This window comes from Paraprevotella sp. (assembly GCF_986071375.1).
Genome location: NZ_CFQRNQ010000006.1, coordinates 112,373 through 129,056 on the forward strand (window position 1 = coordinate 112,373; position 16,684 = coordinate 129,056).

Annotated in this window: 11 protein-coding genes and 1 riboswitch; of the genes, 4 read left to right on the forward strand and 7 right to left on the reverse strand. The window is 51.5% G+C overall.

What is annotated here, in order from left to right; genetic code table 11:
• Nucleotides 1-2: 2 nt before the first annotated feature.
• The 5 genes from AC5RDV_RS05015 to AC5RDV_RS05035 all read right to left on the reverse strand — a co-directional run bounded on the left by AC5RDV_RS05015 (nucleotide 3) and on the right by AC5RDV_RS05035 (nucleotide 9,424).
• A complete protein-coding gene (locus AC5RDV_RS05015; protein ID WP_008629503.1) occupies nucleotides 3-1,550 on the reverse strand; it encodes an SLC13 family permease in 1,548 nt (515 codons plus the stop codon).
• A 23-nt stretch (nucleotides 1,551-1,573) separates the two neighbouring features.
• Nucleotides 1,574-4,798 carry a carbamoyl-phosphate synthase (glutamine-hydrolyzing) large subunit gene (gene carB, locus AC5RDV_RS05020; protein ID WP_282747140.1) on the reverse strand — a complete coding sequence of 1,075 codons (3,225 nt, stop codon included), beginning with the start codon at nucleotides 4,796-4,798 and terminating at the stop codon, nucleotides 1,574-1,576.
• A gap of 14 nt (nucleotides 4,799-4,812) precedes the next feature.
• Nucleotides 4,813-5,895, reverse strand: coding sequence for a glutamine-hydrolyzing carbamoyl-phosphate synthase small subunit (carA, locus tag AC5RDV_RS05025; RefSeq protein WP_282747139.1), 1,083 nt, complete (start codon nucleotides 5,893-5,895; stop codon nucleotides 4,813-4,815).
• 24 nt (nucleotides 5,896-5,919) lie between these two features.
• On the reverse strand, nucleotides 5,920-7,809 hold the full coding sequence (locus tag AC5RDV_RS05030; RefSeq protein WP_282747240.1) for an amidophosphoribosyltransferase: 1,890 nt from the start codon (nucleotides 7,807-7,809) through the stop codon (nucleotides 5,920-5,922).
• Nucleotides 7,810-7,963: 154 nt separating this feature from the next.
• Entirely contained in the window at nucleotides 7,964-9,424 is a 1,461-nt protein-coding gene (locus AC5RDV_RS05035; protein WP_282747137.1) for a glycosyl hydrolase family 28 protein, read from the reverse strand.
• A 752-nt stretch (nucleotides 9,425-10,176) separates the two neighbouring features.
• A riboswitch (cobalamin riboswitch) is annotated at nucleotides 10,177-10,383 on the forward strand.
• Between the two features lie 45 nt (nucleotides 10,384-10,428).
• On the opposite strand from AC5RDV_RS05035, the gene accC reads away from it, so the two are divergent.
• The 3 genes from accC to AC5RDV_RS05050 are packed head-to-tail and all read left to right on the forward strand — an operon-like array spanning nucleotide 10,429 to nucleotide 14,003.
• On the forward strand, nucleotides 10,429-11,940 hold the full coding sequence (gene accC / locus AC5RDV_RS05040; protein ID WP_008629527.1) for an acetyl-CoA carboxylase biotin carboxylase subunit: 1,512 nt from the start codon (nucleotides 10,429-10,431) through the stop codon (nucleotides 11,938-11,940).
• Nucleotides 11,941-11,958: 18 nt separating this feature from the next.
• Complete coding sequence (locus tag AC5RDV_RS05045; protein WP_008629529.1) at nucleotides 11,959-12,474, forward strand: acyl-CoA carboxylase biotin carboxyl carrier protein subunit; 516 nt, start codon at nucleotides 11,959-11,961, stop codon at nucleotides 12,472-12,474.
• Nucleotides 12,471-14,003 carry an acyl-CoA carboxylase subunit beta gene (locus AC5RDV_RS05050; RefSeq protein WP_282747136.1) on the forward strand — a complete coding sequence of 511 codons (1,533 nt, stop codon included), beginning with the start codon at nucleotides 12,471-12,473 and terminating at the stop codon, nucleotides 14,001-14,003. The genes AC5RDV_RS05045 and AC5RDV_RS05050 overlap by 4 nt, the downstream gene beginning before the upstream one ends.
• Nucleotides 14,004-14,043: 40 nt before the next feature.
• Here AC5RDV_RS05050 and AC5RDV_RS05055 read toward each other — a convergent pair whose 3' ends face one another.
• Both AC5RDV_RS05055 and AC5RDV_RS05060 read right to left on the reverse strand, forming a co-directional pair.
• Nucleotides 14,044-14,964 (reverse strand): helix-turn-helix domain-containing protein, encoded by a 921-nt coding sequence (locus AC5RDV_RS05055; RefSeq protein ID WP_282747134.1) that lies wholly within the window; start codon nucleotides 14,962-14,964, stop codon nucleotides 14,044-14,046.
• Between the two features lie 54 nt (nucleotides 14,965-15,018).
• A complete protein-coding gene (locus tag AC5RDV_RS05060) occupies nucleotides 15,019-15,924 on the reverse strand; it encodes a helix-turn-helix domain-containing protein (RefSeq protein ID WP_130893043.1) in 906 nt (301 codons plus the stop codon).
• Between the two features lie 191 nt (nucleotides 15,925-16,115).
• Between AC5RDV_RS05060 and AC5RDV_RS05065 the strand changes: the two genes are divergently transcribed.
• Nucleotides 16,116-16,679, forward strand: a complete 564-nt coding sequence (locus AC5RDV_RS05065; RefSeq protein ID WP_282747133.1) for an acyltransferase — start codon at nucleotides 16,116-16,118, stop codon at nucleotides 16,677-16,679.
• Nucleotides 16,680-16,684 lie beyond the last annotated feature (5 nt).

Below are 16,684 nucleotides of genomic sequence, written 5' to 3' on the forward strand. Positions count from 1 at the left end.
TTTTAAAAATTCCAGAACAAAGGTATTAAAAATACAGATAACACAAACACAATTATGTTCAAAGGCAAGCCTATTTTAACGAAATCGGTAAATTTATAGCCTCCGATACCTTGTACAATCAAATTGGTCTGGTAACCGATAGGTGTAGAGAACGAGGCTGACGCAGCCATACAAATCACTACAAAGAACGGAGTCGGACTCACTCCCAAATGATTGGCCACCTCCAAAGCGATAGGAAAAGACAGGGCGGCGGCGGCGTTATTCGTTATCAACTCCGTAAACAGGTTCGTGATAACAAAAATCACAGCCAACAAAGCATACGGTCCGAGAGCATCGGTCATACCTATTATATATTCGGCAATGAAAGCCGCAAACCCGGAATTACTCATAGCCTTACTGATGGCAAAAGCACAGGCGATGGTAATCAACACGTCCCATGAAATGAACTTCGTATATTTCTTGGGATTGAACATTCCCGTCCAAGCCATAATCACCGTTGTGACGCAAACAAAGAAAAACATATCCAACTTCAGTCCGGGAAGAGCCCGCTCCACGACCGGAAGCTCGCCTACCGTTGCCCCGATAATCATCACCAACAACAGAATCATGGCCAGATATTTCTTTTTCTTTCCCATTTCGGGTTCCGCATCCAACACCGACAACATCAAAAACACGCGGCTGTCTCCCCACGTCGGAATAAAGGTGCCGTCTGCATCCAGAATCAACGTGTCATTTTCTGACAGGCGTACATTCATCCAATCCCCTTGGAGACGTTCACCATTACGATGCAGACTTTTTACCGTGGCTCCATAATGACGGTGAAAATCAAATTCGCGCAACGTTTTTCCGTTTCCGGGGAAACGTGCCCCCAACACAGCCTCCACGCGTACAATGTCACCCGAGTCGCTACTTTCTTCAATATCGTCATCTTTCAGGGTTCGGTCTGGCAATAAACGCTTGGCAAAACAAACCAGATAAATAATGCCCACAATGGCTATAATCACCCCGACTTGCCCCAATTCGAAGATGGAAAATCCCTTAAGACCCGCGTCTTGTATCATTCCGTCCACCACCAAATTCGTGGAAGTTCCTATCAACGTACAAATACCGCCAAGTATAGTGGCATACGAAAGAGGTATCAGAAATTTTGCAGGCGGCAGTTTCATCCGTCTTGCCCAGTTCTTGATGATAGGCGCAAAGATGACAACCACCGGCGTGTTGTTCAGAAAAGCCGAAATGAAAGCAATGACCGGCAATACACGCAGATTCGTATTGGCTACTGTAGACTTCTTTTGCGGTAACATGGCAAAAATCAAACGTTCCAACACCCCACTCTTACGTATTCCTTCACTGACCAGAAACAAAAGAGCCACCGTAATCATGCCTTTGTTCGAGAAACCCTCCAACACTTCCTTAGGGGTAAGTATTCCCGCACAGAAAAACAAGATGACGACAGAAAAAAGTATCATGCCCGGACGCATACGGTCGTAGATCAGTGCTACGACCATAGCGGCCAGACAGATTAAGACATAAACAATTTCAAAATTCATGGTATGGCATGATTGTGTAGTGTTTACTTATATTCAGACCAACTCTTTATGGACAGATCATCCATATCAATATGGCAGAAAGCCTGGATAAAGGCACTCGCCAAACGGGAGTTCGTAATCAAAGGAATATTCAAATCCACCGCAGCACGGCGAATCTTGTAACCGTTGCTCAATTCGCTTACCGTCAAATCCTTCGGGATATTGACCACCATATCTATCTCCCGGTTATGCAGCATGGCAAGTGCTTGAGGTGTTCCCTCCTCACTCGGCCAATACACCAAATGGTTCGCCACACCGTTCTCCGTCAGATAACGGCTAGTTCCTCCTGTAGCATAAAGTTCATAACCATGCTCTTTTAAAGTACGGGCTGCTTCTAGCATGTCGGCTTTCTGTTTGGCGCCACCGGTAGACAAAAGAATGTTCTTCTTCGGAATACGATGCCCTACCGAAAGCATGGCCGTAAGCAAAGCGGTTCCCGAGTCGTCACCCAAACAACCGACTTCTCCGGTCGATGCCATATCGACTCCAAGTACGGGGTCGGCCTTCTGCAAACGGTTGAACGAGAACTGGCTAGCCTTGATGCCCACATAATCGAAATCGAAAAGGCTCTTGTTCGGCTTCTCCACCGGCAATCCCAACATGACTTTCGTGGCCAGTTCTATCATATTTATCTTAAGCACCTTGCTCACGAACGGAAAACTCCGTGAAGCACGCAGGTTGCATTCAATCACCTTGATGTCGTTGTCCTTGGCCAAGAACTGGATATTGAACGGGCCGCTGATTTTCAGCTCGCGGGCTATTTGCCCGGAAATCTTCTTGATGCGACGCACCGTCTCCACATACAATTTCTGTGCAGGGAACTGGATGGTAGCATCTCCCGAATGCACGCCGGCAAACTCAATGTGCTCGCTGATGGCGTATGCCACGATTTCTCCCTCGCGTGCCACGGCATCCATCTCCACTTCCTTGGCATGCTGCAAGAACTTACTGATGACAACTGGATGTTTATGAGATACATTGGCAGCTAACTTCAAGAATCGCTCTAACTCATCCTGATTGGAACATACGTTCATCGCCGCACCGGAAAGCACATACGAAGGACGTACCAGGACCGGAAAGCCTACCTTACTTATAAATGCGTTTACATCGTCCATACTGGTCAGCGCACTCCATTCCGGTTGGTCCACACCGATACGGTTCAACATGGCCGAAAACTTCTCACGGTCTTCCGCATTGTCAATGCTCTTGGCCGTCGTGCCGAGAATAGGAATACGCTGTTGGTCCAAACGGATGGCCAGGTTGTTCGGGATTTGTCCGCCCGTAGAAACGATAACCCCTTTCGGACATTCCAAATCCAGAATATCCAACACGCGCTCGAAAGTAAGTTCGTCGAAATAAAGGCGGTCGCACATGTCGTAGTCGGTAGATACCGTTTCGGGATTGTAGTTAATCATCACCGAACGGAAACCCTCTTTACGGATGGTGTTCAACGCCTGCACACCGCACCAATCGAACTCGACGGACGACCCGATACGATAGGCACCCGAACCCAAAACCACAATACTGCGCTTGTCGTGTTCGTAATGAATGTCATGGGCTATGCCGCTATAAGTCATGTACAAATAGTTCGTCTGCGCCGGATACTCGGCAGCCAACGTGTCTATTTGTTTCACAACCGGTACGATACCTGCGGACAAGCGACGACGGCGCACTATCAGCGAAGCCTCTTCGATGTCCATTTCCTCTTCCATACCCAAGGCACGGGCTATCTGGAAATCCGTAAAGCCTTGCACCTTCGCCCGGCGCAACAAGTCATTGTCTAGCACATTGATGCTTTTGCAGGCATGCAAAGCCTTGGACGTATCCTTGATGTTCTGTAGTTTTTGCAGGAACCACTTGTCTATCTTCGTCAGTTCATGAATCCGGTCTATCGTATAACCTTTCTGCATGGCCTTGGAGATGATAAAGATACGCTTGTCGGTCGGTTCGTGCAGGGCGGCATCGATGTCGTCGATTTGCAGTTCCTTGTTCTCCACAAAACCATGCATCCCCTGGCCTATCATGCGCAAGCCTTTCTGGATAGCTTCCTCGAAAGTACGGCCTATGGCCATCACCTCGCCTACAGACTTCATGGAGGAACCCAACTCGCGGTCCACACCTCGGAACTTGCCCAAGTCCCAGCGCGGTATCTTGCACACCACATAATCCAACGCCGGCTCGAAGAAGGCCGATGTCGTTTTCGTCACGGAGTTTTTCAGTTCAAAAAGCCCGTAGCCCAACCCCAATTTGGCAGCCACGAAAGCCAACGGATAACCCGTGGCCTTGGAAGCCAAAGCGGAAGAACGGCTCAGACGTGCATTCACCTCGATGACACGGTAATCCTCCGATTCAGGGTCGAAAGCATATTGCACATTACATTCTCCCACGATTCCGATGTGACGGATGATGCGGATGCTTAACGCCCGCAATTTGTGGTATTCCGAATTGGTCAACGTCTGCGAGGGGGCTATCACGATACTTTCGCCGGTATGGATGCCGAGCGGGTCAAAATTTTCCATATTGCACACCGTGATACAGTTGTCATACCGGTCGCGAACCACTTCGTATTCAATCTCTTTCCATCCTTTCAGGCTCTTCTCCACCAACACTTGAGGTGAAAACGAGAATGCCTTCTCTGCCAACTTGTTAAGTTCTTCTTCGTTGTCGCAGAATCCTGAACCCAGGCCACCCAACGCATAGGCCGCACGGATAATCACGGGATAGCCCAGATGGGCAGCCGCCTTGCGGGCTTCTTCGATATTCCCGCAAGCATGGCTCTTGATGGTCTTCACGTCGATTTCATCGAGCTTCTTCACGAACAATTCACGGTCTTCCGTGTCGATGATAGCCTGTACCGGAGTTCCGAGCACCTGCACGCCGTATTTCTCCAAGATTCCTTCCTTATATAAGGCCACACCGCAATTCAAAGCCGTCTGTCCTCCAAACGCCAACAAGATACCTTGCGGCCGTTCCTTCCGGATGACTTTCTCCACAAAAAACGGAGTCACCGGCAAAAAATAAATCTGGTCGGCCACCCCTTCGCTCGTCTGCACCGTGGCGATGTTCGGATTGATGAGTACCGTCTCTATCCCTTCCTCTTTCAACGCCTTCAACGCCTGCGAACCGGAGTAATCAAACTCACCGGCCTCGCCGATTTTCAGCGCACCGGAACCTAACAACAATACTTTCTTTATTCCTTTATCTTCCATAGACCACCTGTTTCTTATTTGAGCAAATTTACAAAATCATCGAACATGAACTCCGTATCCACCGGACCGCTGCAAGCTTCCGGATGGAACTGCGCACTGAACCAAGGATTTACTTTATGGCGTATGCCTTCATTGGAACCGTCGTTCATGTTGACGAACAAGGGTTCCCAGTCTGCCCCGAGCGTTTCCGCATCCACAGCATAACCGTGGTTCTGGCTCGTGATGAAACAACGGGTCGTGCCCACCATCCTCACCGGCTGATTGTGGCTGCGGTGCCCGTACTTCAATTTATAAATCCGGGCACCGGCCGCTTTGCTCAAAAGCTGGTTGCCCATACAGATGCCCATGCAGGGGCGCACCGAAGGAGAAGCAAGGAACTTGCGGATGTTCGCTACCGCAGCCTCGCACGTGTCCGGGTCGCCGGGACCGTTGGCCAAGAAGAGGCCGTCAAACTCCAACGTATTGAAATCATAGTTCCAAGGCACGCGTATCACTTCCACGCTGCGACGAAGCAGGCAACGTATAATATTGTGTTTCACACCACAATCCACCAACACGACTTTCTTCCGTCCGCCTCCTTCATTGTAACGGATGACATCCTTACACGACACTTTATCCACGAAGTTCACACCGTTATAATCGGCCTCGGGTATGTTATCCGGTTCGTCGTCAAACACAATCTTGCCCATCATCACCCCGTGTTCGCGCAACACCTTCGTCAACTCGCGCGTATCCACTCCCGTGATGCCCGGCACCTGTTCCCGTTTCAGCCAGTCTGCCAGACTTTCTTTTGCATTCCAATGGTTGTAGGCCAGACTATAATCGCTTACGATAATGGCCGAGGCATAAATCCGGTCGCTCTCCATGAAAGTGGCCAGGCCATTCTCTTCCATAGTAAAAGCCGGCACGCCGTAGTTCCCGACCAAAGGATAGGTCAGCGTCATCAACTGCCCGGCATAAGACGGGTCGGTCAAACTCTCCGGATACCCCATCATGGCCGTATTGAAAACCACTTCGCCGGCCACCGGTTTTTCATAACCGAACGACTTACCGTGAAAACAGCTCCCGTCGTCGAGGATAAGTGTCACGTTTCTCATTGCAGAAATACAATCTTTATTATCTTATTTATTTGCCTTAAACACATTCTCATAATAACTGATGAACGCCCGGTTCACCAACTTCACGCCACCCGGTGTCGGATAGTCGCCGCTGAAATACCAGTCGCCCGAATGCCCCGGACAGGCCTCGTGAAGGCCCTCCAGCGTCTGGTATACGATTTCAATGGGCGTGGTGACTCCTGCCGGGCGCAACATCTCCACCATCTTGCATGAAATGTCCTCGTCCGCAAAAGGAGCGTAGATGGCTTTCACGCTGTTCACCATTTCTTCTTTAGGCAACCCCATCTGCATTTTACATTGTTCATAAACCTCACCCACCACGTGCGCCATGCCCCGTTCTTTCAACAGCTCCACGGCTGCGCGGAAAGCGATGAACTCATCCATATTGGACATGTCGATACCGTAATAATCGGGATAGCGCACCTGCGGCGAAGAAGACACCAACACGATTTTCTTCGGGTGCAGGCGGTCAAGGATGCGGATGATGCTCTCTTTCAGCGTAGTCCCGCGCACGATACTGTCGTCGATGACCACCAGATTGTCCTCGTAGGCATTCACGCTCCCGTAAGTGATGTCATACACATGCGCTGCCAAATCGTTCCGGCTGTTGCCTTCCGTAATGAACGTACGCAGTTTAATGTCCTTGATAGCCACTTTCTCGCTACGGATATACTGGCTCAGGATGCGTTCGAGCTCCTCATGCGTGGGCTTATGTCCCAACGCTTCTATCTGGGCAATCTTGGTTTGGTTCAGATACGCCTTGAAAGCGTCCAACATGCCATAAAAGGCGACTTCCGCCGTGTTCGGAATAAAAGAGAACACCGTATGTTCCAAATCCCCGCCAATGGCTTTCAGGATGGCATCGCGCAACTGCATGCCCAAAGCCTTACGCTCCAGGTAAATATCGCGGTCGCTTCCACGACTGAAATAGATTCGTTCGAACGAGCAGGCTTTCACCTCCTTGGGTTGCAAGATTTGTTCCAAACGCATCTCCCCGTCCTTATGCACGCTGACCGCCTGCCCCGGCATGAGTTCGTGTATCTGCTCCGTCTCCAACGCGAAAACCGTCTGGATGACAGGACGCTCGGAAGCCACGACCAAAACCTCATCGTCTTTATACCAAAAGGCCGGCCGGATACCCCACGGGTCACGCAGGACAAACATCTCGCCGCTGCCCGTCGCCCCGCACACCACATAACCGCCATCCCACAAGGGAGCTGCCGTGCGCAACACGTTGTTCACGTCGATGCGTTCCTCGATATAATGCGTGATATCCATGCCGGACAATCCATGCCCTATGGCTTCGGCATAAAGGCGTTCGCTTTCGCGGTCGAGCCTGTGCCCCACTTGCTCCAACATGATATAAGTGTCGGAATAAATCCGGGGATGCTGTCCTTTGGCCGTAATGTCGGCAAATACCTCATCCACATTCGTCAGGTTGAAATTACCACACAGCGCAAGGTTTTTCGCCCGCCAGTTGTTGCGCCTCAGAAACGGGTGGACAAAAGAAAGGCCACTCTTTCCGGTCGTTGAATACCGAAGGTGGCCCATATAAATTTCACCGGCAAAGGGAAGCTGCCGTTTGGCATACGTGGCGTCTGCAAGCTGTTCCGCGCCCAAGTCCCTGAACCGGGACTGCACGGAGGAAAAAATCTCGGTAATGGCACCCGTACCCAGCGCCCGTTCACGGAACATATACTCTTCTCCGGGATTCGCCTCCATCTTCACGCAAGCCAACCCGGCTCCTTCTTGTCCGCGGTTATGCTGTTTCTCCATTAAAAGGTAAAGCTTGTTCAAGCCATACATCCAAGTACCATACTTTTCCTGGTAATACTCCAAGGGCTTCAGCAAGCGTATCATAGCGATCCCGCATTCGTGTTTCAACTGCTCCATGACAATCGTTTTCTTCAAACCTTATTAGTGGGCAAAGGTACAAATAAATGCGAATACTTGCAATTTATTTCGCTATTTACGTAGAAAAAGACACTTCTTGTGACAAAAAAGAAACCTATCCACGCTTTCATGAACAAAACGAAAGACAAGCTCCCTACCTTACTTCCACATCGGAAACAAACCCGTTCATCTCTATCCCTTCCGTGCCCGTCAATTTCTTTCCGTCTACCGTGACATTCTCCAACAGCACGCCGCACACGTCGTTGCCTGCGTCATATCCTTTTATCCGCATAGGATACATTTTTCCCCTTTCGCCTTGGTAGCGGATATTACGAAAGACAAGGTTGCGAATCGGACCGCCAGGCTCACGGTTATATTTCTCATTGAAAAGAACCCGGATATCTATCAGCCGCGCCTCTTCGCAGTCTTCCACCCGGATGTCCTCGAACGACACGCCCTCCACCCGGTTCTTGTCGCCCACGCACACAGACATCACTCCACGATAGTTGTCGTCATCCTCGTCCACGTTCAGCACGTCTATGTTGCGGAACCTTACGCTGCGAAGCGTCTCCCCTTTCGGGGAACGGTCGTCACCATGGCCTCCCACGTTAATGGCATGCGCCACATCGGCCCACAAAATGGAATTCTGCACCGTCAGGTTGCTTGTCCCTCCCCAAAACCACCACCGGTGATTATAAAATGCCAGGCAGTCGTCGCTCGTACGAAGAAACACATCGTCCACCAACCAGTCATGGCAACACATCAAGTCAATCCCGTCGCTCCACCCCCGGGATGAAAAGCTCTTCACATTCCTGACCGTCACCTTCCGGCTTTCTCCGCCCATTATGGTGTAATGCTGGGGGTTGACCACCGTAATGCCTTCTACGTGCACGTTGCGCGAACGGGTGATTTCCACGCCGCGCAAAGGCCGGAACAGCATCCCTCGTCCCACAATCCGCACATTCTTTGCCCTGTCCACCCTGAGCTTGGCTTTCACCAAGGCCCCCGGCGCCAGGTAAACCGTGCAGTTGCTCGGTACGTCTATCTCATCGTTGGGCAGGTCCTTGGGCTTATGCACGCCGGGACCGAAATAAATCAGACGGCAATCTTTCCGGAAAATGTCTTTCGAACCTCCATCCCAGACCACGACGCCTTCGCCCCCTGTTCCGTCATACGTCTCCGTCTCCACAGCATTGGCAAACAAATGGAGATTACCCATACGATCGCCCCCGAACTCCACACTCAACTTGGCCGGACGCTCCAGGCGGAACGTCAAGGCGTGCCCGTCCACCTTATTATATGATATACCTCGCGAAAGAGGACGTATCTTCACGTCATCCACCGGTAAACCATGCGCCACGACCTTCACCTCCACCGGCTCGTCTGCGTCGAACTGCGCCATGGCAGCCCGGCTCTGCGTGTCCATGTCCACCTCCACTGAAAAAACCTGTAACTCCCGCCAGGCATTTTCCGTCCCGGCCTCCCTGACGTACACCTTGTAACGGTTGTCGTCCACAATGGCCTGGTCTTCTATCTTCGGATACACGAGTATTTTCGCTTGCATGGGAAAAGAAACGAAGAAGGCTCCCAGCGCGCCACATAATATCTTATTCATACTACCAACTTTACGTGAATATAATTTATATACGAACGAACATCATAAAATACCAATCGGAATACATTATATTATACTTAAAAAATATTAAATCCAAAACCCGGCATGCCATTGACATTCTGACACCATGTCATTTCCACACCCCCAAGAATTGCGTATTCGCACACAGGCAAAGGCTGCGACAAGAATAACGCAACCATACAGCCCTTCAGGAATAACAAAATGACAACCCTTACGCAAGAATATTTATCCTCTGTCACCCGTCCATGCCTTTCCTTCCGCATGAAGCGGCTCGGTGCGTAAGCCTAAAGACACATCCGGCTTGCATGATGCCACCGGATTTTGGAACGGAAAAAGTAACCCAATAAAGCCGGCACACGGTTTGCAAGCCGGAAATTTGCCGGAAAAAAGACATTTTTACGGCGTTTGAAAGAGAAACACGAGCCGACATGCGGAGAATGATTTTCCGCTTTCAGCCGAATGGTTTTCCATTCTCTTGGGATTGAATTGCATATATGCGGGAGATATGCAAAACAACAACGCATATACCGTATAAATATGCAAGAAGAGGCTCTATATGCTACGGTTCAGCCGTTTTTGGCCTGTCAGATAAAACGAAAACGCTGTCTTTTGGGACTGAAATCCTCCCATACAGTAACAAAAAGACATTCCCTACAAGCCCACCCGACATCTTCCGCCCTACGGAAAATTAATTTCTTTTGAAACCATTAGGCTGTAACGGAAAAAAGACGTACCTTTGCACAAGAATCGGTTCTGTGTGCAAGTCCTTGCGCACGGATTAAAAGGGAATCGGGTGCAAATCCCGGACAGTCCCGCTGCTGTGATGCTCCGTGAACTTTCTGAAAAAGCACCATCACCACTGGCCGTTTGTTTCTCAAGGCCGGGAAGGTTTCAGGAAGGGGGCGAGTCAGAAGACCTGCCGTTCGTTAAAAAACTGTTCTTGCTCGTGGGTTAGGAGAACATGTAGGATAAATGAAACAAAGATGATTAAAAAAGTTTTGATCGCCAATCGTGGCGAAATCGCTGTGCGGGTCATGCGCTCGTGCCGCGAAATGGGTCTGCGTACCGTGGCCGTATTTTCTGAGGCCGACCGTACGTCAAGGCACGTGATGTATGCCGACGAAGCTTACTGCATCGGCGCGGCCGAGTCGCACGAAAGTTACCTGAACATCGACCGTATCATCGAAGTGGCCGCAAAATGCAAAGCCGACGCCGTCCATCCCGGTTACGGCTTTCTGTCCGAAAATGCGGAATTTGTACGCCGTTGCGAGGCCGCAGGCATCATCTTCATCGGCCCGACAGCCGACACGATGGAAGCCATGGGAGACAAGATTGCAGCCCGCCAACGCATGATGGCGGCAGGGGTACCGGTGGTGCCAGGCACTGCCGAACCGCTGAAAGACGCCGATGAAGCCGTACGCATCTGCAAGGAAATCGGTTTTCCCGTCATGCTGAAAGCCTCCATGGGTGGCGGCGGAAAAGGCATGCGCCTCATCCATAGCGAAGACGAAGTGAAAGAGGCTTACGACTCGGCCCGTTCGGAATCCATGTCTTCCTTCGGGGATGACACGGTATATCTGGAGAAATTCGTGGAAGAGCCGCACCATATCGAGTTCCAAATACTTGGGGATGCCCATGGCAACGTGGTGCATCTCTTCGACCGGGAGTGCTCCGTGCAACGCCGCAACCAGAAAATCGTGGAAGAAAGCCCTTCGCCTTTCCTCACGCCGGAACTCCGCCGGGAGATGGGCGAGAAAGCCGTTGCCGCCGCCCGGGCGGTGAACTACCGTGGTGCCGGTACCATAGAATTTCTGGTGGACAAATACCGCCACTTCTATTTCTTGGAAATGAACACCCGCCTGCAAGTGGAACACCCCATCACGGAAGAAGTGGTGGGCGTAGACCTTGTCAAAGAACAGCTCCGCGTGGCCGACGGTGAGCCTCTGCGCTTCAAACAAGAGGACCTCTCCCAACGCGGACACGCCATCGAGTGCCGCATCTGTGCCGAAGACACGGAAAACGGGTTTATCCCCTGCCCCGGCATCATCCGCCAACTCACGGAGCCGAACGGCATCGGCGTGCGTATCGACAGCTACGTGTACGAAGGTTACGAAATCCCCCTCTACTACGACCCGATGATCGGCAAGCTCATCGTATGGGCCACGAGCCGCCAGTTTGCCATCGAACGTATGCGGCGTGTGTTGTATGAATTCAAAATCACGGGACTGAAAACCAACATCAGTTACCTGCGCCGCATCATGTACGCCCCGGCTTTTGTGAAAGGCGAATACGACACTTCATTCCTGTCAAAATATTCCCGTTCGCTGCAACGCAGCAACGGAGAGAACGAAGAGATAGAAAACATGGCCATGATAGCCGCCTACGTGGACTACCTGTTCAATCTGGAAGAGAACAGCCCCGTGCGCACGACAGACTCCCGCCCCATCAGCCGTTGGCGCGAGTTCGGCCTGCAAAAGGGAGTATTACGTATATAATAAGGAAAGGGATATTTTATGGAAATGCACATAGGAGACCGTGTCGCGGACGTGACATTGGTAAACAAAGAGGGAAACCGCGTGGAACTCACCATCGACGGCAAACCGTGTGTAGTGGACATCGTCATGGCCGAGAACGGTAGTTGCTCCATCCTGCACGACGGCAATTCCTACAATGCGGAACTTATTCGCGGAGAAGGCGGAAAGAGCTACGACGTGAACATGTTCTACCGCTCCTACCACGTGGACGTGGTGGACACGCAGGCCAAGTACCTCCGCATGAAAAAGCATGCGGACGAACGCCAACCGGATAAAATCGTGGCACCCATGCCGGGCAAGGTGGTCAGCATCCCCGTACAGCCGGGAGACGAGTTGAAGGCAGGTGACATCGCCATCGTACTCGAAGCCATGAAGATGCAAAGCAATTATAAGGTCAGTTCGGACTGCAGGGTGAAAAACATTCTCGTGACAGAGGGAGAGGCCGTACAAGACAATCAAACGTTGATAGAATTAGAACTCATACAAGAAGCATGAAAAGAGAAGAACTATATGCCCGGTTTGAGGAATTGGACAAACGGGCTTCGCAGGGTGGCGGACCGGACAAGATAGAAAAGCAACACGCCTCGGGCCGCATGACGGCACGCGAACGCATCGGCATGTTGCTCGACAAGGATACGTTCTGCGAAATAGACAAATTCGTGAACCACCGTTGCACCCGCTTCGGAATGGAGAAGAAACAGATTCCGGGAGACGGCGTGGTGTGCGGTCACGGCAAGATAGACGGACGGCAAGTGTTCGTCTATGCTTACGACTTCACCGTACACGGCGGTTCGTTGAGCGAGACCAACGCGGCCAAAATCGTAAAAGTACAGACTTTGGCCTTGAAGAGCGGCGCACCCATCATCGGACTGAACGATTCGGGAGGCGCCCGCATACAGGAAGGCATCACCAGCCTGGCGGGATACGCTTCCATATTCTACCAGAATACAATGGCCTCCGGCGTGATTCCCCAACTCACGGCCATCCTCGGCCCGTGTGCCGGAGGTGCCTGCTACTCTCCCGCCCTCACCGACTTTATTTTCATGGTCAACGAAAACAGCCACATGTTCATCACCGGACCGGATGTGGTGAAGGCCGTGACCAATGAAGTGGTGGACAAGGAAGAGTTGGGAGGAGCTTACACGCACAGCAGCAAGAGCGGTGTGGCCCACTTTGTCTACCCGACGGAAGAAGAAACACTGATGCAACTCCGCGAACTGCTCAGCTTCCTGCCGTCCAACAACATGGAGGACGCGCCGATCGTGCCTTGCAGCGACGACGCGAACCGCCGTGTGGAAAGTTTGCAGACGGTGATTCCGGAAGATCCTAACCAACCATACGACATCAAAGACGTTATCGAACCCGTCGTGGACAACCAATATTTCTTTGAAGTGATGCCGCATTTTGCCAAGAACATCGTCATCGGTTTCGCCCGCCTCGGAGGACAAACCGTCGGCATCATCGCCAACCAACCGGCATTCCTGGCCGGCGTGCTCGACATCGACGCTTCGGACAAAGCCGCCCGCTTCATCCGTTTCTGCGACTGCTTCAACATCCCCTTGGTGACGTTCGAAGACGTGCCGGGCTTCTTGCCTGGCACGGCACAAGAACATGACGGCATCATCCGCCACGGAGCCAAAATCGTGTATGCCTACGCCGAGGCCACCGTTCCCAAAATCACGCTGATTACGCGTAAAGCCTACGGCGGAGCCTATATCGTCATGGCCAGCAAGATGATCGGTGCCGATGTGAACTTTGCCTGGCCGCAAGCCGAAATTGCAGTAATGGGGGCATCCGGTGCCATCAACATCCTCTACCGTAAAGCATCGGAGGAGGAGAAAAAGACGGCTGTGGAAGCATACGAAGAAGAGTTCTCCAATCCTTACCGCGCAGCCGAGCGCGGACTGGTGGACGAAATCATCATGCCGCGCGACACGCGCCGGAAACTCATCCGCGCCTTGGAGATGACCCGGAACAAGAACCAAAGCAATCCGCCCAAGAAGCACGGCAACATGCCGTTATAACCTCAAACCCTCTGCATCCACTCCACGGGTGCAGAGGGTTTTAATTCCGTGAATAACGGAACTCACCCGGCGGCACCCCTACCACCTTTTTAAATATCAGGCTGAAGCATTGTACGTTCGGATACCCCAACAAACGAGCCACTTCGGCCGGTGTGTGCATGCCTTCCGACAACAAACGCCGGGCCGTATCCAGTCTCCTGAACTCAAAATATTCCTCCAAACCCTTACCGGTCTCGAACTTCAACAAGTCGGAAAAATAAGCCGCAGACAGATTCAGCACAGCGGCACACTGCGCCAAGACGGGCAAACCTCCTGCCGACAACCGTCCGGAATCAAGATATTCATCGAACATGCGGTCCAGACGGGCTAGCAATAGCTTGTTTTTATTTTCACGGGTAATGAATTGACGTTCGTAGAACCGCGTACAATAATCCAACAAAAGTTCGATGTGGCGCGAAAGGATGGTACCGGTATGCACATCTATCGGATGGTGCAGTTCTTCTTCTATGTGCTCCAACAGGCAAACCACCGTGGAAGTCTCCCGCCGGGAGAGGTGCAACGCCTCTTCCTTGCGATAAGAAAAGAAAGTATAATTCTTGATGTGGCTCTTGAGCGAAGTGCGGAACAGCAAGTCGGGATGGAATGCCAAAAGCCAACCCTTGGGAGGCAACGTGTCCTCCTTGCCCATACGGAAGATTTCGCCCGGCGTAAGGAATACCATCGTGGCCACGGAATAATCATAATACTTCCGGCCGCAACAGCAATAACCGTCCGGACAATCCTCTATCAACAAGATGGCATAGAATTCAAACTTCACGGCATCCTCTTCCAATTCCGGCTTTTCCAGATTGATAAGGCTCACCTGCGGATGTAACGTCTTACTGCCCAAACAATGACAACATTCGCACACGGTCTTTATGTTCAATGTCTTATTATCCCTCTTCACTCCTGTCTTTGCCATTACCCGATACATACGAAATCTTCGGCCTCGCCCGACTTGCCAGTCCCCCTACTCTTATAAAACCGGCAAATCCCTGTATCCGGTCGGCGTACATCCGACACTCTTCTTGAAAATCCGGGTGAAATGCTGCGGATATTGGAAGCCGAGACGGTAGGCAATCTCGCTCACGCTGCGGTCTGAACCGAGAATCTCCTGTTTGGCCACCTCGATGAGCTTGCCTTGGATATACTCCTGCGCCGTACGCCCTGTCTCCTTTTTGACCAAATCGCCAAAGTAATTGGGCGACAAGTTTACACGGTCGGCAAAATACTTCACCGTGGGCAGTCCCTTTGTCTGTGGAAGGTTGCTTTGGAAATAATCATCCAACAAATCCTCGAACCTGGACAGAATCCCCTTGTTCACCTTGCTCCGCGTGATAAACTGCCGTTCATAAAAACGCAGGCAATAATCCAAAAGCAACTCTATGTTACGGACTATCAGCCGACGGCTGTGCTTGTCCACCGGACGCGAAATCTCCCTCTTGATTTTCGACAGGCAATCCCGGTAAATGCCTTTTTCGTCCTCGGAAAGATGGAGGGCTTCATTCGAAGCATACGAAAAGAAGGAATACTGTTTGATGTCCTGTCCCAACGAAGTGCCACGTATCAAATCTGGATGGAACACCAAGCCCTGCCATTGAGGGCGGACACTCGTATCCCTCCGGACTTCCACCACCTGCCCCGGAGCAAAACTCGTCACCGTCCCTTCTTGGTAATCATACGTCTGCTTGCCGTAACGCAGGTCGCCACACTTTGTCTGTTTCAAAAAAAGCGCATAAAGCCCATAGTTGAACGTGACATTGTCCGGAAGGTCACGTTGGACTTCTGAAGCGTCGACCACCGAAACCAACGGGTGCAGGGTCTCTACCCCATAAAGTTTATTGTAGCAGTCCACGGTGTCAAGTTTGATAAATTCTTCCATATCGGGTTCTGTTGTTTATAAAAAGGTTCAGGCAAATATAGCGATTCCGTACCAATTCCATGCAAAGTGCCGCATTTTTCCAATAAAAATCCGTAATAAGGGGCGTAACAACCGTAATTTGTCTATCTCACAAGCCTGAAATTCTCCCGAACTTTGCCACATCAAAAAAGGAAGTAACAAAACACAACAGCATGACATTGGATGAATTTTTAAAGCATGCGGATGCACGCCTTCCCCTCGACACGCCCGACATCTACCGTTTCATGGACGAGATGAGCGACGAGGCCCGGCACATCACTTGCGAAATCAACAACGCTTACCATAGCCAAGCGGAATTGCGTGAACTGTTTTCGCGCCTGACCGGCCGCCCCGTGGACGAAACATTCAAGGCGTTCCCGCCATTCTATACGGATTTCGGGAAAAACATCACCATTGGCAAACACGTGTTCATCAACGCCTGTTGCCATTTCCAAGACCACGGAGGTGTCACGTTGGGCGACGGTTGCCTGATCGGGCACGACGTGGTGTTTGCCACGCTCAACCATGACTTCAATCCCGGAAACCGCGCTGTCATGCACCCCGCCCCCATCGTGTTGGGACGAAACGTATGGGTAGGTTCCCACTCCACCATCCTTCAAGGCGTGACCGTGGGAGAAGGAGCCATCATTGCTGCCGGTTCGGTCGTGACCAAGGACGTGCCTCACCGGACTATCGTGGGCGGGGTACCGGCAAAGCCCATCCGGAAAATCCAATGACCACA

Excerpts from the sequence above, each read along its gene's own strand:
- AC5RDV_RS05050 (WP_282747136.1), top strand. The coding sequence starts at position 12,471 with ATGAAAAGAGAAGAACTATATGCCCGGTTTGAGGAATTGGACAAACGG.
- carA (WP_282747139.1), bottom strand. The coding sequence starts at position 5,895 with ATGAGAAACGTGACACTTATCCTCGACGACGGGAGCTGTTTTCACGGT.
- AC5RDV_RS05065 (WP_282747133.1), top strand. The coding sequence starts at position 16,116 with ATGACATTGGATGAATTTTTAAAGCATGCGGATGCACGCCTTCCCCTC.
- AC5RDV_RS05030 (WP_282747240.1), bottom strand. The coding sequence starts at position 7,809 with ATGGAGCAGTTGAAACACGAATGCGGGATCGCTATGATACGCTTGCTG.
- AC5RDV_RS05055 (WP_282747134.1), bottom strand. The coding sequence starts at position 14,964 with ATGGCAAAGACAGGAGTGAAGAGGGATAATAAGACATTGAACATAAAG.
- AC5RDV_RS05035 (WP_282747137.1), bottom strand. The coding sequence starts at position 9,424 with ATGAATAAGATATTATGTGGCGCGCTGGGAGCCTTCTTCGTTTCTTTT.
- accC (WP_008629527.1), top strand. The coding sequence starts at position 10,429 with ATGATTAAAAAAGTTTTGATCGCCAATCGTGGCGAAATCGCTGTGCGG.
- AC5RDV_RS05045 (WP_008629529.1), top strand. The coding sequence starts at position 11,959 with ATGGAAATGCACATAGGAGACCGTGTCGCGGACGTGACATTGGTAAAC.
- AC5RDV_RS05060 (WP_130893043.1), bottom strand. The coding sequence starts at position 15,924 with ATGGAAGAATTTATCAAACTTGACACCGTGGACTGCTACAATAAACTT.
- carB (WP_282747140.1), bottom strand. The coding sequence starts at position 4,798 with ATGGAAGATAAAGGAATAAAGAAAGTATTGTTGTTAGGTTCCGGTGCG.
- AC5RDV_RS05015 (WP_008629503.1), bottom strand. The coding sequence starts at position 1,550 with ATGAATTTTGAAATTGTTTATGTCTTAATCTGTCTGGCCGCTATGGTC.